The organism is Lacticaseibacillus rhamnosus, from assembly GCF_900636965.1.
Taxonomy (GTDB): Bacteria; Bacillota; Bacilli; order Lactobacillales; family Lactobacillaceae; genus Lacticaseibacillus; species Lacticaseibacillus rhamnosus.
Window position 1 is genome coordinate 2365777 of record NZ_LR134331.1, and the last position, 22143, is coordinate 2387919.

At 46.1% G+C, this 22143-nt stretch carries 20 protein-coding genes; 1 reads left to right on the forward strand and 19 read right to left on the reverse strand.

Features of this window, described 5'->3' with window-relative positions:
• Window positions 1-132 precede the first annotated feature (132 nt).
• On the forward strand, window positions 133-1017 hold the full coding sequence (locus tag EL173_RS11835) for an Rgg family transcriptional regulator (protein WP_014571554.1): 885 nt from the start codon (window positions 133-135) through the stop codon (window positions 1015-1017).
• Between the two features lie 208 nt (window positions 1018-1225).
• Here the strand turns inward: EL173_RS11835 and EL173_RS15405 are convergent, their stop codons facing one another.
• The 19 genes from EL173_RS15405 to EL173_RS11930 form a co-directional block, all read right to left on the reverse strand.
• Window positions 1226-1411, reverse strand: a complete 186-nt coding sequence (locus EL173_RS15405; RefSeq protein WP_005692370.1) for a hypothetical protein — start codon at window positions 1409-1411, stop codon at window positions 1226-1228.
• 153 nt (window positions 1412-1564) lie between these two features.
• Entirely contained in the window at window positions 1565-2440 is an 876-nt protein-coding gene (locus EL173_RS11845) for an ABC transporter ATP-binding protein (RefSeq protein ID WP_005692368.1), read from the reverse strand.
• A complete protein-coding gene (locus EL173_RS11850; protein ID WP_005692366.1) occupies window positions 2434-3672 on the reverse strand; it encodes a hypothetical protein in 1239 nt (412 codons plus the stop codon). Before EL173_RS11850 ends, EL173_RS11845 begins: the two co-directional genes overlap by 7 nt.
• Window positions 3662-4777 carry a hypothetical protein gene (locus EL173_RS11855; RefSeq protein ID WP_005692364.1) on the reverse strand — a complete coding sequence of 372 codons (1116 nt, stop codon included), beginning with the start codon at window positions 4775-4777 and terminating at the stop codon, window positions 3662-3664. Before EL173_RS11855 ends, EL173_RS11850 begins: the two co-directional genes overlap by 11 nt.
• Before the next feature lie 511 nt (window positions 4778-5288).
• Window positions 5289-5975: an NADPH-dependent F420 reductase gene (locus EL173_RS11860; protein WP_024305712.1), complete on the reverse strand. Its 687-nt coding sequence runs from the start codon at window positions 5973-5975 to the stop codon at window positions 5289-5291.
• Entirely contained in the window at window positions 5972-7027 is a 1056-nt protein-coding gene (locus tag EL173_RS11865) for an LLM class flavin-dependent oxidoreductase (RefSeq protein WP_005692358.1), read from the reverse strand. Before EL173_RS11865 ends, EL173_RS11860 begins: the two co-directional genes overlap by 4 nt.
• Window positions 7028-7255: 228 nt before the next feature.
• On the reverse strand, window positions 7256-7795 hold the full coding sequence (locus EL173_RS11870) for an NYN domain-containing protein (protein WP_005686136.1): 540 nt from the start codon (window positions 7793-7795) through the stop codon (window positions 7256-7258).
• Window positions 7796-8578, reverse strand: coding sequence for a 23S rRNA (guanosine(2251)-2'-O)-methyltransferase RlmB (rlmB, locus tag EL173_RS11875; protein ID WP_005692356.1), 783 nt, complete (start codon window positions 8576-8578; stop codon window positions 7796-7798). It abuts the gene before it with no gap.
• On the reverse strand, window positions 8550-8978 hold the full coding sequence (locus EL173_RS11880; RefSeq protein WP_005692354.1) for a Mini-ribonuclease 3: 429 nt from the start codon (window positions 8976-8978) through the stop codon (window positions 8550-8552). The genes rlmB and EL173_RS11880 overlap by 29 nt, the downstream gene beginning before the upstream one ends.
• Window positions 8975-10381: a cysteine--tRNA ligase gene (cysS, locus tag EL173_RS11885; RefSeq protein ID WP_005692352.1), complete on the reverse strand. Its 1407-nt coding sequence runs from the start codon at window positions 10379-10381 to the stop codon at window positions 8975-8977. The genes EL173_RS11880 and cysS overlap by 4 nt, the downstream gene beginning before the upstream one ends.
• A 136-nt stretch (window positions 10382-10517) precedes the next feature.
• Entirely contained in the window at window positions 10518-11912 is a 1395-nt protein-coding gene (locus EL173_RS11890) for an FAD-binding oxidoreductase (RefSeq protein ID WP_005692350.1), read from the reverse strand.
• A 122-nt stretch (window positions 11913-12034) separates the two neighbouring features.
• The gene (locus tag EL173_RS11895; protein ID WP_014571558.1) at window positions 12035-12604 is read right to left on the reverse strand and encodes a hypothetical protein; all 570 of its coding nucleotides are present in this window, start codon (window positions 12602-12604) and stop codon (window positions 12035-12037) included.
• Window positions 12605-13236: 632 nt separating this feature from the next.
• On the reverse strand, window positions 13237-14730 hold the full coding sequence (gltX, locus tag EL173_RS11900) for a glutamate--tRNA ligase (protein ID WP_005686122.1): 1494 nt from the start codon (window positions 14728-14730) through the stop codon (window positions 13237-13239).
• 550 nt (window positions 14731-15280) lie between these two features.
• Complete coding sequence (locus EL173_RS11905; protein ID WP_005692341.1) at window positions 15281-16111, reverse strand: YhfC family intramembrane metalloprotease; 831 nt, start codon at window positions 16109-16111, stop codon at window positions 15281-15283.
• Window positions 16112-16124: 13 nt separating this feature from the next.
• Complete coding sequence (locus EL173_RS11910) at window positions 16125-17141, reverse strand: DUF5808 domain-containing protein (RefSeq protein WP_015764697.1); 1017 nt, start codon at window positions 17139-17141, stop codon at window positions 16125-16127.
• Complete coding sequence (locus EL173_RS11915) at window positions 17138-17524, reverse strand: GntR family transcriptional regulator (RefSeq protein WP_005686116.1); 387 nt, start codon at window positions 17522-17524, stop codon at window positions 17138-17140. Before EL173_RS11915 ends, EL173_RS11910 begins: the two co-directional genes overlap by 4 nt.
• Window positions 17525-17655: 131 nt before the next feature.
• Window positions 17656-19284, reverse strand: a complete 1629-nt coding sequence (locus tag EL173_RS11920) for an ATP-binding cassette domain-containing protein (RefSeq protein WP_005692339.1) — start codon at window positions 19282-19284, stop codon at window positions 17656-17658.
• Between the two features lie 499 nt (window positions 19285-19783).
• Window positions 19784-21100, reverse strand: a complete 1317-nt coding sequence (locus EL173_RS11925; protein ID WP_005692338.1) for a MucBP domain-containing protein — start codon at window positions 21098-21100, stop codon at window positions 19784-19786.
• Between the two features lie 284 nt (window positions 21101-21384).
• Window positions 21385-22143 carry an ABC transporter permease gene (locus EL173_RS11930; protein ID WP_005692337.1) on the reverse strand — a complete coding sequence of 253 codons (759 nt, stop codon included), beginning with the start codon at window positions 22141-22143 and terminating at the stop codon, window positions 21385-21387.

Consider the following 22143-nt stretch of genomic DNA (forward strand, 5'->3'; position numbering starts at 1 on the left):
TCTCTGTTAAATCCGGCACACGGATTCCCCCCTTTCTCCTCCAACCTCCTCCGACATCTACACTGATAATTTAATCAAACTTCAGCTAAAAAAATTCAAAGGTCGAGTATTTTCTACATGAGAGGTGAAGAAATGTTTGCTGATCAATTTACTTGTGGTAACTTATTTCGCCAAATTCGTGAACGTCGTCATCTTAAAATCTCCGATGTACAAGGACCCTTACACAAGACTTCAGTTTCTTTCTTTGAGACTAAAGATGCCAACATCCGTCTTTTTAGCCTGATGGAGATCTTGAAGCCAACAATGACAGAACCCCAGGAATTCTTTGAGTTAATTGATCAAACGCATAGTCAATTGCGTCGCTTTTTTACAGAGCTCAATACCTTATATGAAAGTCTGGATTTAGCGGGCTTGCAAATGCTCTTGACCGATTATCATGGAATTAAACGATCTGAAACACCACAGTATATGCTCAAGCTAATCGTTATGTCTTGTATTGCTAAAGTTAAGGAACAAAGCCCGATTTTCTCGGCTGAGGATGAAGAGTGCATCCAGCAATTTTTGTTAACAGAAGGGCGTTGGTTCCACTTTGAGTATCTGGTATACGCCAATTTGTGTCACTCGCTCTCCAATTGCGTCAATGACCGTTTACTTCGCCATATGGTCAACAAATATCAAGAATTTCACCTATCTCGGTACGATCAAGCTTTTGTTGGTACTTTTTATAATATTTCCGCGAGGTACTTAAAAGATGCCGATTATGACCGTGCCTTATCAATGCTAGATATAGTTGCCGACTTTCCTGTCAAAAATACAGCCCTGTATCTGCGGCATCATGTGGCATTCATCCGGCTAGCTGTGCCGATTTTAAAGTGCCAAGATCAGGAAGCCAAAAAGAAACTAGCTACCTTACTGATGGCCACAGAGATCATTGACCCGAAGTTATATAAGACGAATATGGCGTGGATGAAGTCTCTGAATTTAGATCCCGAGGCAATCTTAAATAACATCACCTGAAGAAGTGCTGGGTCCCCATGGAAGAAGAGAACGATTAACCTAATATTCTAAGGTGGAATATTTGATGTCAGCCTAGGATTAAATAGTTTGCAAAAAGCAGCAAGTCCACCCGTCTTAGCACAGACGGGGCGAACTTGCTGCTTTGTTAATTTCATTTATTCAAGGCTGCACATCCCAAACAAAGTCAAAAAATGTATAGCGCTAAATCTCATTGATTCACTAAGGTTCCAACATACCAAGTTGCCCAAATAAGCAACAAAGACAGTACGCCGACCAGGACAAATCGTTTCAAACTGAACTTTTTATCAGGAACCAGCCGTACGTACCCTATATAACCGGCCATGGCAAGCGTTAACACGATTAGCACTCGATGTAAACCTTCAAGAAATGTCATAATTTTTCTAGATTAATCTATGCCTCTGCCCTTTGTCAAACTCAACTAGACTAATTGACTCGCATTTTTAATCTTTAACAAGACCGAATCCAAGCCGGCTTGACACAATTATCCGTTTCACATTCAACAAATCTTTATGATCGTAAATCACACTCACGCTTTTTGAAATATCAGCCTAAACTCATCAGCCAACGAAAGCGGCGCAACACTATATGGCACGTCATGAGTCACAAGTCCTAAAACAAGCTTCTCACGTGTTCCCTTATCCAGTTTTGTCAAATCAATAAGCACCCGATCACGATCAGTATCTAATATCGCATCCGCACTAACATCGGTTAACAGCTGGGATGTCTGCCGCATTTTCAAAAAGTTTGGCTGGCTCTCATGCATATTGATTTGTTTGACAATCTTGCCTGCTCGCAGAAAAAGAATGCGATCGGCCAGACTTTGCAGGTTGTCCAGTAAATGCGAGACCATGATGACGAGCTTGCCATCTTCTCGCAGTTGCTGAATTTGACCCGAGATCAGCGCAATATTTTCCGGATCAAGGCCGTTCATGGCTTCATCCAGTAACATAATCGGCGTATCCGAAGCCACGACCATTGCAAAACATAGGCGCTGTTTCATCCCGAGCGAATAGGTGCTGACTTTTTGGGTGATATAACTGCGCATTTTCAAGCCATCGATTAAGGCATCGAGCGTGATCTGACTCTGCCACATGTTTCGGTACAATTTCAAATGTTCATAGCCAGTTAACTCACCAAAAAGCTCGCTTTCTAAAGGGAATGCGCAAATTTTTTGATAAATCGCCTTAATCGCTTGATTGCTTTCGTAGCGCAGCCCGTCCACCTCTACATAGCCACGGTCAGGCTTTAGATTATTCATGATGACATTCAAAAGCGTGGTTTTACCTGTGCCATTCGGAGCCACAAGTCCGACAATTTCTTTCTGATTCAAAGTGAGCGTGACGTCATCTAAGACATGCTTTTTGTTGGCAAAAGACAATCCGATATCATTTAGCTTTAGCATGATGCCACCTCTCTCTTTTTCGGGTGCCGTTTGTGAGTCAGGCAAAATATAACAACTTCAAGTACGACTATCACACTCAGAATCATGATCAACCCGAACACGAAGGTCATTTGGGTCGTCTCATACCTGAAGTTTTGAAAGCCCACCACCAACCGGCCGATATTGAAGTAACTCGGCAACAAGTATAACGAGTTGTGATTAATGGCGACTAAGCCGGGTAGAAAATAAAGACTTTCGCTAACTATCAACAGGATTGTCACCGCCAAACTGGCAAACTCACTTTTTAAAATTACCTGTAAGACAACCTGCAGACGAATGATCATCCATACGCTTAACAGTAAAAGAATAAAGGCTTCCATCATAAACTGGCCAAGTGAAATCGTGCTGAAAGTAAGCCCTTCATACACCGGTATCGGTAGGGACAAACTACCGAGGCCGAACTTGATCATGTTAAACGGTAATAAGATGGCCAAAAAGCCAAGTAACAAGCCGCCACTCATCAGTAACGCTGACAGAGACTTGTCATTGAGCATGGCCCAAGTTGTTAACGGGAAGTTTTTCAAAATCGATTGTTTCTTGCGATCTCTTGTCACTAAATCTGTACTGATCATCGCCGTCACAAGCAATAACGACAACGCCAGTCCATAAAATAACGCGCGTTGCAGCTGCTGTAAGGCTGTTTGTTGATTAATCATCGCTGCCGTGACACTATTGTTTGGCATATGTGCATATTGACGCAACCGAGTCCGCGCCTCTAAATTCCAATAATGGCCATTACGGTTCTGATTGCCTGAACCTGCATCGCGGACCACAGTCGGATCACTGTAATATTGCAGCGGATAACTAAGCCACGGTTGCCCTTGTAGCACTAGGCGATCGGTAAGCGCTAATTCATCAGCCATTGATGCTGCCACCTGATTGTATTTGCCTTGCCCAGCCGCTTTCAACTGCGCGCGTTCATCTTTCATAAACTGAGGGACATAGGTACCAGCGTTGGCAATGGTCGGATAGTTAGGAAATGCCGGATTGAAGGATTTCATGAATTTCGCATTTTTCTGGTACTTAGCGGTCACCTCCTGGCGTGAAAAGTTTTCCAAGGTGCCATTTGCAGGTAAGTACTGATAGCAGAACCAAAAACTCCATAGCAAAAAAATTAAGCACGCGCCCCAATTTTTCTTACTGAGGAGATTTTGTTTGATTTGAAAGGCTATGTATGAACGATTACGACTCATTTTTTGCACGCCCCCACCTTGAAATCACGAATAAAATACCCATCAGCCAGATTAACATCATCCCCAAACCTGTCACCCAACCAATGGGCAGATGATCGTTTATTAGAAAATGGCCTGAATACACATTAGCAATGCTTAAATAAGGTAGCGGTGTTAAATAGAAGACTGCTGGCAACGATGGACTGAATGTCACGATGGTTAACACGACAACCAAAGCGAGGAGTGTCGCATAGAAACTTCCGATCAGTCGATTCAACCAAATGGCTACAACCGACATCAATACTGTGAGCACAACTGCATAGACCGCAATCAGTAAGCCGGCAAGCCAACTGGGAACCGTGGTGATTTTGTTTATCAAGGTAAAAGCGGTTGGATAGTTCCAGTCCCCGAAACCGATAACGATTCCTAAAAGTATTAATCCCACAACCGGCAGAACAAAGAACAGTCCGATACTTAATTGAAAGTTTGCTTTGACGTGGGCCGCCATTTTACCAAGAAAATGAACCGGCATGTTCCTCAAAACACTTTGGTGCTCAAGTTCTACTAACCATGAATCTCCGACTAAATAGGCGATTAAAAAGGGTGCGCACACAGCGATGGCCTGAAATAATAAGGCGCCATAGTCACTGGCAGTCTTGATGGCAACCCGCGGCGAACCTTGAACTTGTTGTAACTTTCTGGCAACCGCGAGCTTCCCCGTCACGGCTTCTTTGGTTGGGATTAATAGTCCGCTAGCACCGGCAAAATCAAGGGAATAACTTTTAAGTTGCGCCTGAGCCAATTCAACCTGCCCATTAAGAATCATGCTGGCATCATGGACGAGTAAGCCACTATCAATCTTGCCGGTTCCTGAAAGTTGCTCATTCAACGCCTGCACCATTTTTCCTTGTTTGCTGGTTTTCGAATAGCTTTGGGCATCATAGCGTAAATAACTCGATTGCACCGACTGCTGAATCCTAAATGTCTCAATCTTTAAATCGGCAATCTGCTGAAATTTAGCAACCCAAAACAAGCCAATCACTAGAAAAACCATAAAAAGTTCGCCTACCAGGTTTTTCTGATTCAGCATCACTTGCTTTTGAAAAAAGGCGCTTAACTGTTTCATCTTAGATGCCTCTCTGTTCACCCGTTTTTGCTTTCTCTGGTCAAAACTTTACTCAAAGTAAAATTCTGTGAGTTGCTTTAACATACCAAATCAATAGGTCCACATATTTTGAGTATATTGATAAAATATGAGCCCAGCAAAAACCAGCTATTTCTTTACTAGTTCATACCTTCTATTCTCTTTATCCATTGATTAGTACATGATGAGCTTTACATTACATTAAAATGAGGCCGCCATCAAGTAAGAGCTCAAATTAATCGTGCATCACATCCGCCATAACGCGCTCCCCGACGCAGGTCCCTACATGTAAGGGCCTTCCTTTACTCCTATAACGCGCTCCCCGGCGCAGGGATCTGCATGTAAGGACCTCAGGCGCAATGGCCAAGACCGGGCCATCACGCCTGAGGCCACTTACACTCCGATCCCTAACCGCGCCGGCTCGCGCTTACCAAAAAAGCCAAAGCACCTCAGCCTTCAAAAAAACTGGGTACCTTGGCTTATTAAACCCGCATCAATGAGTGTGAACTTTTGCAGCGATTTGTTTGCCGAAATCTGTTTGATCAAAATGTTCGATAATATCCTTAAGCTCGGCATACCGCAGACTAGCGCCGAACAACGGACTTCCCGGTTCGGTCATAATGCCGTCTGCTAATCGGTTATGAACAACCGTGTCAAAGCCCATTCGATCAACAAAGGCAGCTACTTGATCAACAGCAGCGGGATCATCACCGGTCACAAACAGCGCCTTGCGTTTTGGATTCCCTTTAGGCCGCGCTTCTTCTTGCAGGTTATGATAGCCCATATGGTTGAAGGTTTTGACAATTTTGGCACCTTTAAAATAGGCTTGAACCTGTTCACTCGAGGTGGTCGTTGGATCTAACACTTCTTCACGAATACCGTCTGTTTCCCACCAGTAATTCATCGCATCAATGACTAAATGACCTTTGAGTAAGTCTGCATCAATATTTTTATACCGGCTTAACGGGATTGCTAAAATGATCAAGTCACTGTTAGCCACCACCTCGGCATTTTCGGAAGCAATCGCGTCGGGGACGAGGGTTTTGATGGTTAAGGCGATTTTTTTGACTGCGCCTGAGCCGGAAATCCGGACAGTATAACCGGCATCTAAGGCTAAACCAGCGAGAACGATGCCGACTTTACCAGCACCAAGAATGCCTATACGTTGAATCGCCATTATTTCACCGCCGCCTTTTCTGCTAGAATTTCTTTAACCCGCGGGATGACTTTCGTGCCATACAACTCAATCATGCGTTCACGCTGAGCCGCAGTTTGGTTACCGGCGCCGTAAACAAGGTCAAAGCGGCCCAAATCCAGCAGATCAATTGTTTCTGCCATGCGCCGCGCCACGGTTTCCGGATTGCCGACATAGAAGGAGCCCACTTTGGTTTCACCATCGAATTGTTCGCGACTCATCGGTGCCCAGCCGCGAGTTAAGCCAATGCGGTCAAAATTGGCTTTGATATTCTTAAAGGCGACTTCAATTGCTTCATCTTCGTCATCGGCAATAAAGCCATGAGAGTGGACGGCGATTGGGAATTCGGGTTTGCCGAGCTCCTTTGCGGCAGCATGGTACAGCTGAATATATGGCTTAAACCGACTCGCCTGACCGCCAATAATCGCGATGATCACTTTATAGCTGAAGTTAACCGCCCGAATGACAGATTCCGGTGAGCCGCCGATACCAATGTATGTCTCCAGTTTGCCGTTTTCTGTTTTGGGATAAACTTCCTGATTCTTCAAAGCAGCGCGGAATTTTCCTGACCAGGTTACCGCTTTTTCATTGCGCAAGGCATCGTACAAGCCAAGTTTTTCGTTGAACAAGTCGTCATAGTCGGTCAAATCGTAGCCAAATAACGGAAAGGATTCGGTGAATGATCCGCGGCCCAACATTACTTGCGCGCGCCCGTTAGACAAAGCATCTAAAGTTGCAAAGCGCTCATAAACCCGAACCGGATCATCGGAACTGAGCACCGTGACCGCCGTGGCAAGCTTAATTTGCTTGGTAACTGTCGAAATTGCTGCCAAAACCGTTTCCGGACTTGAAACGCTATAATCCGGGCGATGATGTTCGCCCACTCCGAAAACCTGAATGCCTAATTCGTCAGCCAGTTGACCTTCACGCACAATCTGTCGAATCGAGGCCGCAGCCGTTTGTAAACTGCCATCTTCATTCGCCACAATGTCACCAAACGTCTCCAGCCCAAACTGTAAATGCTCAATGTCTACCATCAAAAATGCCTCCCAAACGATAATACTTACTTTTTGTAAGTCGATAATCGTATCATAGCCTTTTTTCTGGCGGGTGGCAAGCTTTCACACAGATATTCATACGAGGATGTGCCAATAAATTGCTCAGAGACGCAAAAAAAGTCCGATCATCGTGCGACGGTCATTAGCCAATATTGACAATGACCCGCTGCGTAACCGGACTTTTTAAATGAAGTCACATCTGAAAACTTATTCTTTTGGTTTCGGTCGACGTTCCAAGTGGCGCCGCATTTTATCGAGCAAGAAGAGTTGATCATTATTCCATGGGCTATTACGGCGAGCTAGATGCGCCGCGTAACTGGACGTATCATGGTTGAATTCACGTTCCGAGCGTTGCACTTCCTTGAGAAAGTCGCGCGAACTGATGCGTAAGGCACCACGGGAAAAGACCGTCCACTGCTCTGCTTGATCACTGGTGACCACGACCAGCTGCACCAGCGGCGAGTTCATCTCCTGAGCGAGTCGTTCGATATAGCTGTCGGCAGTTTCGTCTTCTTTCGTGAAAACCACTTGCAAGTCCCACTTGGCGTAACTTTTACCGATTCCCGGAACATACATGGCATCGAAAACCACAATCATTTTCGCATTTTCATGACTGCGGTATTCAGCCAGAATATCCAGTAAGCGATCACGGGCGACATCGAAATGATCTTCTGCTTTCAACTTGGCGAGTTCAGGCCAGTTACCGATGACGTTATAGCCATCCACAATCATAATATGTTCGCGCATTTACTTACCCTCATGGCGACTGGCAAAAGCTTGATACATCAAGATGCCCGCCGCAACACTCGCGTTAAGGCTCTGCACGTGACCGACCATGGGAATGGCAATGGTGGCATCCATCAATTTGGCAATTCCCGGCGAAATACCTTTGCCTTCATTGCCGATGACTAACGCCGTGCTGCCTTTTGCGTCCCACTGGCGATAATCCTGCCCGTCCATGGCGGTGCCAAAAATCCACATGCCGCGATCTTTCAAGATTTTGATGGTTTGCGCTAGGTTCGTGACCCGCGCAACCGGCACATATTCGATCGCCCCAGTGCTGACTTTGGCCACGGCACTGGTCAAACCGACTGCCCGATGCTTTGGGATAATAATGCCATGCACCCCGCTCGCATCAGCCGTTCGCAAAATCGAGCCGAGATTGTGCGGATCTTCCAAGTTATCCAGCAATAAGAAGAACGGATCTTCCCCTTTATCTGCCGCGTGCTTAAACAGATCGTCCAATGTTGCGTAAGCATATGGCGTCATCGCCAAGAGAACCCCTTGATGATTGCCGTGGTCACTCATGAGATCAAGTTTTTGCTTTGGAGCCGTGGCGACTAAGATCTTCTTCTTTTGCGCCATGCCGACAAGATGCTGAATCGGTTCGCTTTTTAGATCGGTCTGGACAAACAGCTTGTTGATGGTGGCTGCGGTTCCCGCCTTGAGTGCGGCTTCAACTGCATGGCGCCCGAAGACGAATTCATCTGGCTCGTGTTCATTATTTGGTGCTTGCGGCTGTTTTGCCATGACCCGTCTTCCCTTCTTCAACGTATTGGATACACCATGCGGCTAGCTCGGCAACGCGATTATCGCGGCCTTCAAGATGCAAGTAACCAAACAGTGCTTCAAATCCTGTCGAGATGCGATACGTGACCACATCCGTATGTTTGGCATGGGTGTAACTTTTGGCATTGCGCCCATGCTTGAAAACTTCTGTCTCTTCGGCACTTAACAAATCCGCCGTCTGCATCCCGGCAATCAACGCCGCTTGTGCCTTGGCGGAAACAAAATCCTTGGCTGCTCGTTGCAAGGCTGCCGGGCGCACCAGCCCGCGTTTGAGTAAGTGTTCCCGAATATAGACTTCATAAACTGCATCGCCTAGATAGGCCAGTGCAATCCCGTTCAATTGTTTTGGATCAAATGTCATTTTCTGCGCCACCGTGTCCCTTGAGGAGTGTCTTCCAAAATAATCCCTTGTGCTGCCAGCTGATCGCGAATCTCATCACTCTTGGCAAAATCCTTCGCCGCGCGCGCCGCATCCCGAGCCTTCACCAAGGCGTCAATATCCGCATCCAGATTGGTCGGGTCGGTGAAAACAACCCCGAAAATCTGCAGCCAAGCGTCATACTGATTCAGGAGATCATTGACACTTTCCTGTTTGACGGTATCTTCATTGGCATATTCATTCAACAATTTGGCAAGATCAAATAGCACAGTCAGGCCATTTTGCACGTTCACATCATCGTCCATTGCAGCAATGAAACGGTCTTTTAAGGTTTTAAGCTCAGCAGTGATCTGTGCATCAACGCCGTCAGCAGCATTGGCACGGCGATAGACCAAGTTTTCCCGGGCAATTTTCAAACGATTTAAGCTATTAGCAGCATTCTTTAAATTCGCCTCTGAATACCGAATCGGCATCCGATATTGCGTCCCCGCCATGAAGAAACGTAAAACCTGGGGATCGACCGTTTTGAGAATATCATGGACCGTAATAAAATTACCCAGCGACTTGCTCATTTTCTGGTCATCTTCGCCAATGGTCACAAACCCGTTGTGCATCCAATAACGCACAAACTGCTTGCCGGTTTTGGCCTCACTTTGGGCAATTTCGTTTTCATGGTGCGGAAATTCAAGATCCTGACCGCCGCCGTGAATATCAAATGTATCCCCAAGGAGTTGGGTACTCATAACCGAGCATTCGATGTGCCAACCTGGCCGCCCTTTACCCCATGGTGAGTCCCAACTGATTTCACCGGGTTTAGCAGCTTTCCACAAGGCAAAATCGATTGGATCTTCTTTCTTGTCCAGCTCTTCTTGTGTGATATGCTGACTGGCACCTTCTTCGAGTTCATCAACATTTTGATGGGATAACTCGCCGTAATGTTTGAATTTACGGGCGCGATAGTAAACATCCCCATCAACCGCATATGCATAGCCTTTTGCAATTAAATCCTGGACGAAATCGACAATATCCGGGATCATCTGACTGGCACGCGGATGCGCCGTCGCCGGTTCGATGCCAAGCGCAGTGGTATCCTCCATGAACGCATCAATAAATCGTTGTGCCAGATCAAGGGGGGCTTCTCCGGTTTTGTGTGCAGCGGTGATAATTTTATCATCGACATCAGTGAAATTCGAAACATAGGTGACCTTAAATCCGCGATATTCAAAATAACGGCGGATTGTATCGAACGCAATGGCACTGCGCGCGTTACCGATGTGGATGTAATTATAGACAGTCGGGCCGCAGACATACATTCGGATTTCTCCGGGATGCAAGGGTTTAAACGGCTCTTTTTGTCGCGACATCGTATTATATAGCGTTAACATCGGCTCATATCCTTCCTGTAGCGTCTTACCTGCATTTTACAGGAAACAGCAGCGTTTATAAAGGAACGTGACGCGTTGTTTCACAGTTTTTCATCAAAAAACGGCGTCCGGATATGATCAACCGGCGCGGCTGCATTTAATCAATCTTCCGCTTTGGATTCAAAATGTTTAACGGATCAAACAAGTCTTTGATGCGATGTTGAAGCTCGTCAACGGCAAATCCAAGCTCTTCATTGTTCCATTGATTCTTGCTCATCCCCACGGCATGTTCGCCGGAAATTGTTCCGCCTAGTGCAAGAGCTTTGCGAAACATCAAGCGAATTGCCTGCAGGGCTTCTTTTGGCGGTTCAACTTGATCGGCTGGCCAAATGACGGTTGGGTGAACATTGCCATCGCCTGCGTGTCCGGCGGTGTAGATTTCAACGTTTAACTCTTTGGCGACCGCCGCAATATAGTCCATCATTTCCGGAAGCTTGGAAAGTGGCACGGCCATGTCTTCCATGATGTGCTGACCGTTTGCAAACACAGCAGGCAACATGTCTTGGCGCAGTTTGATGATCGCGGCTGATTCAGCGGGATCACTGGTCACCTGAATGTTTTTAGCGTGGTCAGCGGTTAATATTTTCTCGGCAATTTTCAAGCTTGCCTCACCACCAGTATCCAGGCGGAAAATGAGCATAGCTTCGGCGCCTTCTGCATAATGCGTGCCTTCATAACGATCTAGTGCTGCCACCGTTAACCCATCCAGCGCCTCCAGTGTCACCGGATAAATACCGGACAGCCGCAAATCCTCGACCCCTTTGGCTAAAGCGGTCATATTGTCAAAATACGCCACGCCGACAACCGGAGTGCCAACCGGAATCGGATTTAACTTGACGGTAATTTCCGTGATGATCCCCAGCGTTCCTTCAGAGCCGACAAAAAGATGGGTTAAATCATAACTGAAGGCATGCTTATAAGTACGCCCGCCAAGCTTGATTTCACGTCCATCTGCCAGCACCACTTTTAGTCCTAGCACGTTGTCACTGGTAGTGCCATATTTCACCGTGCTCATGCCACCTGCATTCGTTGCAACATTCCCGCCAATGCTTGAAATCGGCTTGGATCCCGGGTCAGGCGCATAAAATAGGCCTTGTTTTCGGGCGGCTTGATCCAGATCGCCATTGATGACGCCAGGTTCCACAACGGCCAATAAGTCGCCTTTGCTAATCTCTTTAATCCGCTTCATTCGCGCCGTGGACAAAATGATGCTCCCGTCCAGTCCGTCAGCACCAATCACCGTGCTAGTGTCAGCTCCTTGAGGCACGACCGGAATATGATATTGCCGTGCCACCTTTAAAACGCCCTGAATATCAGGCACGTCCCCCACTGCAATGTATGCCAAAATGTGCCCGGCTATCTCCTGTTGGGCATTGCCATTAGCGCTATGTTCGCGGGCAACTTTATCATCTGTGTGAATCTCCGCATGCGGCGCGGCATCCTGCAATGCGGTTAAAATCTCTGCATGATCGTAAGCTGTAAAAATCGCCATGATCTAACCCCCTGTCCTGACCGTCAATCATGAAATGTTACTGATACGACTATTTCGCTTTTATTATGACTCAATTCACAAAAGAAGGTCAGGATTTAGTCTCAGGGGCAAACCAAGATAAATTAAGCTAGGCGATTGGTATCGTCAAGATTGCGATACGACAGTTTAGGATGGACGGTAATCACCGCTTCTCCCAACCACGTTAAATCTCGGGCCATTCTTTTCGTCTGCAATGGTCGCCGCGGATAGCCAACACCCGTCACTTTCGTTTGTGAGGCCACACAAATGGTCAAGACATCCGTGTCGGCGCAGGCATCCGGCTCATGCCGAAACCGCAGTGCATTGAAAACTTGCCCGGGCGCTATTTGCAAGGGCTCTGCGATTTGCGGATAAGCAACGCGCACCACATGCCGACCATGAGTATCAAAACCGGTCAAAACCGCGACTTCAGGCTGCCCCAGCAAGCAGAAATGATGATCAAATCCGTCAAACCGGCTAAATCGTGGCAAAATGTAATAAAAAGTCGGCACCAATAGTTTCAGCATCCGTTGACCGGTCAGCATTAGCCCAGCCTTTCCAGCAAAACAACCGGCTGCGGCAGAACCGGGAATATAGCGCAACGCAAAGGCAGGATATTTTGAGGAAGTGGTAACCGAATTTTCCGGGGATGGGGGTTGGCGGGAAGGCAACATCAACATTCACTCCTATCGCATCATTAGACTATAAATAAAATAATACTCGGTTAACTGCTGAAAACGCACGCGATAACCCTTCGCCATGCCATCAACCTAACCTTATAAAAAACAGGCCGGGTGTCAGCTGCCGAATCCGACGCTGTCCCCCTGCCTGTCACCTGAAACCTACCCCAAAAAATCAACATCACCCAGCTTGTTCGAAACGCACCCGATCAAGTCCGTCTCGTTCTCACAACTCGGTCATGCCGCAGTATCCATCGCCTTTCCGTTCATCACGAAAAGAGCCACCCACTTAACAGACGAAAAAGCCCTGTCGTAACCAACCCTGTCACAATGCCCGCCAAAAAATAGCCGACTTTGGACATACTGCGTTTACGTTTCATTTTCGCTTCACCTCAGATGATGTTACCGCTTACCCGTCCCAACAACTTTTATTTTACCCTATCGAGATGCACTTGTGGGTTTTCCCAAATAAACGTCGGAAAATCACCGATTAACGTTGTGCTGAGTCGTCAAGAGTTGGATTCACCGTCCAAGTAACGGGTGAAAAAATGTTTTTTCTATAACGCGCCGGCTCGCGCTCACACAAAAACCCGCGGCAAACGTATGCGCGCGGGTTTTAAATTTGCTTAAAGTTGTGACGTGACAATCTCAACATTCTTCAAGACTTGATCGCGTCCCATTAATTCGATGGTTTCGGCTAGTTGTGGGCCATGCATCCGTAATGTTGCGGCAATTCGGATTGGCATGTAAAGCTTGCGTCCTTTAACTTGCGTCTCCTGCTTGACCTCGTTGACGATGTGCCCAATGGAATAAGCATCAAACGTGTCGAGTGCCCGAATCTTTTTGGCAAAAGCTTCGATCACTGGCTTAGCGTTATCATCTGCCAGTTCCTTGCGCTCATCATCAGTCAAATCAGTGGCCTTATCAAAGAAAATATCCGCCAATTTACTAATCTGAGCTGTATAACTCATTTGATCAGTGTAAAGGCTGATCAGCTGCCGAGCCCATTCAATCGTCTTGGGATCCGGATCGCTTTGAATCTTGCCATCTTCAATTAGGTTAGCCAATGACAGGCTCATTAACTCATTTGGATTGGTCTTTTGCTTAGCCTTGATGTACTGGTTATTGACCCATTCCAGTTTCTTTTGATCAAACCGTGCCGGACTCTTGGACAAACGCTTAGGATCAAACTGCTTGATGAATTCCTTCTTGGTAAAGATTTCGTCTTCGCCAACCGGAGACCATCCTAACAGGGTGATAAAGTTGAACATTGCGTCTGGCAGGTAGCCTAATTCACGATATTGTTCGATGAATTGCAAAACCGTTTCATCGCGTTTGGACAACTTCTTACCGGTTGCACCATTGATAATCAAGGTCATATGGCCGAAGATCGGTGGTTCCCAGCCGAACGCATCATAAATCGCTAATTGCTTTGGCGTGTTGGCAATGTGGTCATCCCCGCGCAGCACATGACTAATTTCCATCAAATGGTCATCGACAACCACCGCAAAGTTATACGTCGGCATGCCATCACGTTTTTGAATGACAAAATCGCCGCCAAGCGTGTTGGCATCAATTGAAATTTTGCCTTTAACGATATCGTTCCACTCATAAGTTTTATCAGTCGGAATGTGGAACCGAATGACTGGCTGTAATCCCTTGGCCTTGGCTGCAGCAATTGCATCCGCCTTTTCTGCTTCACTCATGCCTTCATATTCGTACTCGTAATGTGGCATTTCGTGACGGGCCTTTTGGGCTTCGCGATCGGCTTTCAGTTCCTCTTCGGTCCGATATGATTCGTAAGCAAAGCCCTTATCCACAAGCTGCTTGATCAACTTGTCATAAATGTCTTTACGTTCAGACTGACGGTATGGGCCAAAGTCGCCACCTTTATCAGGGCCTTCATCCCAATCAATACCAAGCCAGTGAAGGTTGTCCATCTGACTCTTTTCACCGTCTGCAACGTTGCGTTTCGTATCGGTGTCTTCAATCCGCAGCACCAACGTCCCTTTGTTGTGCCGTGCGAATAAATAATTGAACAGCGCCGTCCGTGCATTGCCAATATGCAAATGCCCAGTCGGACTTGGTGCATAACGCACCCGAATTGGTCGATCTGCCAATGTCTTAGCCTCCATTTTCTGTAAACATGCACTGATAGTGTACCACAGAAGGGCAAACGATGGACGGGTCCGGGTGCAATTGGCACCTACTTAATTAGCTAATTCGTTGACCGTCAACGCAAAAATCTTTAGACTGTTATCAGGCTCAGAACAAGGCTTAATTACCCTTGTTCTTTGTTTAGCGGATTGGATGGCACACACCCCTCAACATTCTTTGAACGCGGAGGTGATAGCCATGCCAAAATCAGGAGACGAAAGGGTTTCGCCGCATTGGACGTGGCGTCGATTATCGTCGCGCTTGCCATACTGGTTACCAGAATGGCCAAAGCTTACGCGATAATCAAAAAAGCTAACCGTAGAGGCTAGCTTTTACCCAAAGTCATCTGTGAACTGCGTCGAGGTCATCAGGGCACCACCTGATGGCCTCTTTTCAACGCCATTATTATACCTTGGATGTTAACAAATCGTCAAGAACGACCAGACCCTTCCTTATCAGACGTCAGCTTATCAGATTGAAGCCAATTACAGCACTCGCTGAACCTGCTCGGCTTTAGTCGCTAACTTGTCGGTTGCGCATCGTCCGTTGCCATAGCCAGTAAACAAGTCCCACGATCAAAAGTGACTGGCCAACCAGCAGGAATTCTTCAACGGTCACACTCAACGCACCCACTTGTGTCAGTGCCGCGGGAAAGTCGATGAAAGCATGTAACCCGATCGGAACCAATAGCCAGAACCATTGCTTCCGTTTAACGATAAGCAACCAAACCACAACGGAAAGGGCAATCTGTACGGCTAATGCCATGATCCGTTCCAGCAACGACAGCGAAACTGTCCACGCACTCATACCCGTTAACTGTTTCACTACCGCGGTGATAGCGGACCGCGAGCTGGCAGGCGTTTGGCTTAATACCTTCTCAATTGATCCGCTATTGATCAACATGGCAAAAAGATAGTTACTGAGCACTGTCATACTCCCAACCAGAATCATCTCCAAGCCGCCATGTCCTAAGCCATACAGGAATGGCGTCTCAGGATCGTTAATTTTATCGGGAATACGCTTTTGGATAAACTTGAAGCCCAAAAACCGGCCAACTTCTTCAAAGACACCGGCCAAAAGCGCGCCATAAAGTGCATAAGCCCAAGGTGTGTGCTGAAACTGCCGGGCAATTCCACGAAACGGGCCTTCTAGTACACCCGCAAATAGGAAGAAGATTCCCATCCCGATGAAGAAGATTTTAGTCGCCCCTTTTTTGGGATGACTTCGCCGCTTAATAACCCAAACTGCCAGCCCAATCGGCAACGCTAAGCAGATGAGCATTTGAATCAACATCATGGTCACGGCTGATTGGCTGACCATTTGATTATTCACAACTTTTTCCATTCGCTTTTACCTCTCAATCAAACCAGAATGCTAAGAGCACAATACCAAGGATCAATACCAGTGTTAGTCCCATTAAGACCCAACTGATCGGCCGAGCCATATTCAATGTAAACCCAATGCCGATGCGCTTCTCGACAAAAATGGCTGGGTCGCCGGGATTGTAGTAAAAAACACCACCGATCCAATGCTGATTGTCGTTCAGTACCTTGCCTTTTGCATCCAGTTTACGCGTGCCAGCAATATAAGCCATGGGCAGTAACATAACCGAGACCAGCGTCAGGGTCGCGGTGAGAATCACGTTAAGCCACTGCCAGTCGCTAGACATTGCCGGTAACATCAGCTGTAAGACCAGCAGGCTTTGTGAGAGGAAGCCAATTAAAAGCAGATAGTACAAAATAGCGTTACGCACGCGCCCGGATCGCGGTTCGGCATCCGGATTACCACGAACCGTACCACGTGCTCGACGGGTCAAATAAAAAGCGGTTAATAAGATCAGCGTTTCGATGCCCAACGCCATTAAAAGCACGATGGTATCTGCGGAAGGCTGGCGGAAACCCAGAAAAATAGCCAGCAAGCATTGTGGCAACAGAACCAGACCCGCTGCGGCCGGGACCAGTGTTTGCGGCTTTAGGTTTGCCAAGTCAATTGTCACTTGATGGTTAGTCAACGCCTGATCTGCATGTAATTGCTGCATCAATTGTTTACTTTTCCGGTGACCAGCAATGATTAATACACCATTAAGGCTCACTGTCGCTAAAGTAGCGGCAATTTGAATCCAGGCAAGGGTCACTGACGACAATGCCCAAATAGCCACGGCCCCGCCTGCCAAAACGGCAATCACCACTGCGCCTAACGACGAAGCAACTAGATAACGCCGTCGCAATGTCACTGCTTCAGGACGTTGCCAAATTGATGTGCGTGCGTAAACAACGCCGAAGAGAACATTGCGGCGCGACAGCCATGGCAGCATCGCCTGAATGGCAACAAGCACAAGCCAGGTTATGACAAGGATCAAAATTTCTGCTTTCATCTATCTTCACTCCCCGTTAATTGGTCGTACAGCTGATCAATCATTTTATGCACCGTGCTACGGTCAAGGTTCCGCGCCACTGCTTCGGCAACGACTTTTTCAAGTGCTGGCCGCAAAACATTCTCGACAGCTTGTTCAGGGGCGCCGCGTGATTGGACCACCGCACCGCGTCCTCGTTGTATGACTACGAAGCCTTCTTGTTGCAACGCTTGATAGGCTTTGTTCACTGTGTGCAAGTTGACACCCAGCTCATTTCCCAGTGCGCGAATAGAAGGCAACACGGTTCCATTTGCGAGCGTGCCAGTCGCGATACCATTCACAATAGCATCGCGAATTTGTTGATAAAGCGGTACTTTAGAAGCCAAATCAATTGTCAAACGCACAAACCCGCCTTCTTCCCGTTACACTTGTTCTACATCATGTATAACACTCGTGCAAAAAAAGGTCAACGAATTTTGGCTAAATTGCCGCCGCTCGACTTTTTTTATTATAAGTACCCTAAACGACGCCTTTTTTACCGCATTAAAATCGGCGTACCAATTTGTGCGAGTTGATCATCATGCGTAATCGCAATCACCAACCGCGTTTTTGCCAGCTCCTGCAGCAAGTGAATCACATCCGCTTTGATTTCCGGGTAAATATTCGCGGTAGGTTCATCTAAAACATAGGTCGTGGCGTGTTCCTTGCTCAAGGCCTTTAGAAGTCGAACCAGTTGCAACTCGCCACTTGAAAGAATATCGACTTTTTTATCTAGTAAATTGAATATGTTGAAATTAGGCGAATGGAACACCTGAGTAAAATGCTTCGGTTCTTCATTTAAAAATGCCGCCACATTGCGACAGTCATCGGCTAAGTATTCGCCAACTGTCAGATGCGGGCTAGGTACATCTTGAAATAAAAACCCAATTTGCTCGCGCCGCACTTTTGTCAAGTCGACTTGCGCCGCATTAAGCCCATTTATCAGCACATCGCCCGTCATTTCAGGTTGGTAAATTCCGGTAATGGTTCGAACAAAAGTCGTTTTCCCAATCCCATTGTCGCCGGAAATAACATAAAGTCCGGGCGTCCGAAATGAAACATTCATGTTCTTGGCATAAAACATCTCATCGTTACTTGGCTGCTGGGAAAACCTTCTGACATTGAATCCTTTTACCTCAATGGAGTGAATCCCATTCACTTGTCCGGTCCCTTTTTCATCAGGCGCAATGCTTAGAATTTGTCGCATGCGTGCAAGCGAAGCCCGGTATGCTTCCGTGCCCATTGCTACCGTCAGCAGCTGGTCAACCGAATTTAACAATTGACTGAAATATTGCAAAATAATCGAGAAAAAGCCAATGGTAATCTGTCCATTGAGCACTGCAAATCCGCCGACTAAGAAGAAACAGGTTTGAAAGATCAACTGAATACTGATTTGCGAAGCCGACATCGTAAACCGAATCCAGAAATCTTTGATATAAGTCTGGAATAGCCCTGCTTCAACCCGGTTCAAGCGCTTTGCTTCGTTCTGAAAACTACCAGCACCTTTAATTTCAATATAACGACCGATAAAATCATTGCGCGCCGTGAAGTATTCGTTTTGCTTGTTCTTAACTCGCAAGCTGATCGCGTAGATTTTCTGGTGGAAGACAACGTAAATCACAAAATAAATCGGGACAAAGATTGCCATCATGCCAAAAATTTTAGCATCTGCTTTCATGACATAAAGAGCAATGGTCACTGTTGAAACGATAATGCCAATGAGCCGTACCATAGTATCCGCAAAGAAGCCGACAATTTCGTTGACGTCATCGTTTATGCAGGAACTCAAGGTAGTCGGACTCCAGGTCAGGATTGCGAGGGTCTTCTTAGTAAACAAGCACGCCAAAATACTGCGATTCATCGCTAGGATTGTTCGCCGTCGCGTCAGGATCTGAATACGATTCTGAAAATAGGAAACGATCAGCCGCGACAGCCCGATTCCTAGAATGATTAGCAATAAGGTGACAAATAAGGTGCGATCGTGACTGTACACAAGGCTATCTAACAATTTACCTTCTAGATAAGTCCCGCCAGTGATTAAACTGGTTCCGGCCACTGCCAGTAAAATTAATGCGATGAAGGAAGCCGTCCGTTTTTTCAGAACATGTTTAATGATGGGTGGCATAGGCGTACCTCTGTTTCACGTTTGACGTGTTTCGACTGGTTCTGCAAAAAGGTCCGGGTTCTGTCCGGAAAAAACATAGCATTGTTACATCGTCCTGACATTCTCGCCGCATAGACAACTATTTACTGAAACAGAACTAGCTTGTCAGGATAATTTGTTTGTACCTGTCTTCATGTGATTCGTCAACGATTTACTTAATACTAATGCCATTATCAAATATTTCTTTAATTTTATAACTTAATCTTTTGCTTAGTAACTGAGGCAGCAATTTTTGTGATCGTGTTCTTTTTACGTTTGCCAATCAATTATGAATCCTAACCAGTTGTTTCTTTTTGCTTGTTGACCAGGCTGATATTCTCATGGCCGAATTTTAGAATATGTAAAGTCGTTTTTTCATTTCAATTTGTCAACTTTTCGCCACCAAAAAAATCGGTCCTCAAATACTGAGAACCGATTTTGCTTAATCTCCATGTAGCTGATTTAGATTTACTTTCAACCATCACTGGCGCTTCGCCTTACGAAACAGCTGCGTCGAACCAAGGCCCATAAGTGATAACAACGCTAAACCCACTGCTGCAATACCGTACTCGTGCTTTTCGTTAGTATTAGGTAACCGTCGCTGAGCACTTGGCGTTATGACTTCAGTTGTGGCAGACTGGCTGCTGGTTGATGGTACCGTTGATGTTTCCGGCGTTGTTGGCGTAACTGGAATAGCCGGTTTCGTATAGACAAAGCTGACAACCAATCCGGTATCTTTAGGAAAAGTTCCTGATGCTGCAGCACTATCAGCTGCCAGGCGCACATACCGGTAACCGTTAATCGTGATCGGACCGGTCGTATAAGCCGATCCACTCTGACCTGTCAACACTTTGTTAGGTGCTAATTCGTTACCATTTTCGTCAACATAACGAACCGTGACCGATCCTTGTGTGGCTGGCACCTGCTTGTAAACAAAGGTAACGATCACATTGCCGTTGATAAAGGCATTACCAGCCGGCGCACTGCCTTGGGCCACACGGGAAAAGGCATAGTCGCTAATCTCAATGGGCCGGGCTTCATATAAATCACCAACTTGACCCGTCAGCGTCTTATCAGGGGCGATGCGCTTGCCAGCCTCATCCACAAATCTTTCCGTCACGCTTCCTTGCGCTGCCGGTTTTTCTGTATAAACAAAAGTCACCGTCTGCGGATTAGCAGTAAAGCTTCCTTTTTCAGGCGCACTGTTTGCAGCCAGATGCGCATATTCATAATTTTTGACGTTCGCTGGCACGGCAGTATACGAACCACCGACTGTCCCTATCAGGGTTGTGGCTGGTGCGATTTCATTGCCATGTTCATCAACATACTTCACATTCACCGTTCTTTGAGCTACAGGGACTTTTGTATAAACCAAGGTAACTGTCAAAGTGCCTTTACTAAAGGTTCCGTTAATTGGCGCACTGCCATTAGCCAACTTTGTATATTGATAATTGGCAATCGTCGCTGGTTTAATTGTGTACACTTTTCCAACTTCACCTTGAAGAATCATGTCTTTAACAAGCGTGTTCCCAGCATCATCAACACACTTCACCACAACTTCATTGCTGCTCGTTGGCGAATCAGCGTTCATTGTTTGCTGATTATTTAAATTCAATTCTTGCCCAAGCGTTGCCGGTTGCACGGCCAATGTGGCTGTCCTAGTCGCCATTGAGCTCGCCTTAACTTGATTAGGTTGATGCCCGATAGCCAACGCAAAGACACCAATTAAAGCTACCAGCCATAGCTTTCCTGACTTATATAATCTATAACGAGTCTTCTCTTCTCCAAATAAACGCAATGGTCTTGCCCCTCTTTCGTGATCCAGCCGAAAACTTTTTCAACTGAAAACAACAAAAACAGCTGCTCATACATTCACTTGTATTGTAGCATTAATTAGTTTTTAAAGAGTTATCAGCTACACCTTAGCATGCCAATAAAGCCGCTACGTCAGCGTTTCATAAACTTTATCAATAAAATATCGGAGTTCCAATTTTCTTTTTGAATACACACTGATATGGCATTCAGCGTTGATTCATGCTTCTAGATGGTTGACACTGCTTTTTGATACCGTTGTTCTGATAATTAATTTGAATTCCGTTTTTTAAAAATGAACAAACCGGCGAGTAAGAAGCAACCAATATAAACGACATACCCGACAGTGATTTGACCAAGTGTTAATTGGGTCATCCTAGACAGCTGTTGATTGCCAATTTGTTCTCCTAAATTCAGCATGTTGACGGGATTCCATTTTAGCCATGGGTGTTGATCAATCATCATGAACATTAACTGGTTAAAGATGGAAATGACAAAATAGGCGCTGATGCCGACAATAATCGCTGGTGTTGAGTTTTCAAACAATGTAGCGATAAGTTCGACAAAGCATAACAAGAACAATAAGGTCAAAAACGTGGCAACGATATTCAGTGACCATAGCTGCCAAACGTGTGCATTTAAGGCAAACTGATTGTTGAGCACTAAAATTTTGATGATGACACTCATGCATGCGCTACTGACGTACAACAAAATGACACCAATCAATAAAGCCAGCCACTTACTCAGCAAAATTTGCGCAAATGAATATTGCCGATACAGCAATGTTTTCAATGTCCCATACTGGATTTCCGAAGAGAGTTGCGTACTCCCCACTGCGATCATATAAAACACGATTAACACTGGTGCAAAAAAATTACTGACGAAAGTGGCCTTAATATTTAATAAATTTGGATACTTCATAGCAATCAGGGCAACTGCTAATTGAAAGCAAAAAAGTAAAATAATAAAAACTACAAGTGAGGGACGTTTCATGAGTTTGTAGATCTCTTGCTTAAGTAAAGTTATCAC

Coding starts and splice junctions, on each gene's coding strand:
- EL173_RS11895 (WP_014571558.1), bottom strand. CDS start 12,604: ATGTTGCCTTCCCGCCAACCCCCATCCCCGGAAAATTCGGTTACCACT.
- EL173_RS11910 (WP_015764697.1), bottom strand. CDS start 17,141: ATGAAAGCAGAAATTTTGATCCTTGTCATAACCTGGCTTGTGCTTGTT.
- EL173_RS11850 (WP_005692366.1), bottom strand. CDS start 3,672: ATGAGTCGTAATCGTTCATACATAGCCTTTCAAATCAAACAAAATCTC.
- EL173_RS11835 (WP_014571554.1), top strand. CDS start 133: ATGTTTGCTGATCAATTTACTTGTGGTAACTTATTTCGCCAAATTCGT.
- EL173_RS11890 (WP_005692350.1), bottom strand. CDS start 11,912: ATGGCGATTTTTACAGCTTACGATCATGCAGAGATTTTAACCGCATTG.
- EL173_RS11905 (WP_005692341.1), bottom strand. CDS start 16,111: ATGGAAAAAGTTGTGAATAATCAAATGGTCAGCCAATCAGCCGTGACC.
- EL173_RS11920 (WP_005692339.1), bottom strand. CDS start 19,284: ATGCCACCCATCATTAAACATGTTCTGAAAAAACGGACGGCTTCCTTC.
- EL173_RS11855 (WP_005692364.1), bottom strand. CDS start 4,777: ATGAAACAGTTAAGCGCCTTTTTTCAAAAGCAAGTGATGCTGAATCAG.
- EL173_RS15405 (WP_005692370.1), bottom strand. CDS start 1,411: ATGACATTTCTTGAAGGTTTACATCGAGTGCTAATCGTGTTAACGCTT.
- EL173_RS11880 (WP_005692354.1), bottom strand. CDS start 8,978: ATGACATTTGATCCAAAACAATTGAACGGGATTGCACTGGCCTATCTA.
- EL173_RS11870 (WP_005686136.1), bottom strand. CDS start 7,795: ATGCGCGAACATATTATGATTGTGGATGGCTATAACGTCATCGGTAAC.
- rlmB (WP_005692356.1), bottom strand. CDS start 8,578: ATGGCAAAACAGCCGCAAGCACCAAATAATGAACACGAGCCAGATGAA.
- EL173_RS11865 (WP_005692358.1), bottom strand. CDS start 7,027: ATGGTAGACATTGAGCATTTACAGTTTGGGCTGGAGACGTTTGGTGAC.
- EL173_RS11845 (WP_005692368.1), bottom strand. CDS start 2,440: ATGCTAAAGCTAAATGATATCGGATTGTCTTTTGCCAACAAAAAGCAT.
- cysS (WP_005692352.1), bottom strand. CDS start 10,381: ATGTTAACGCTATATAATACGATGTCGCGACAAAAAGAGCCGTTTAAA.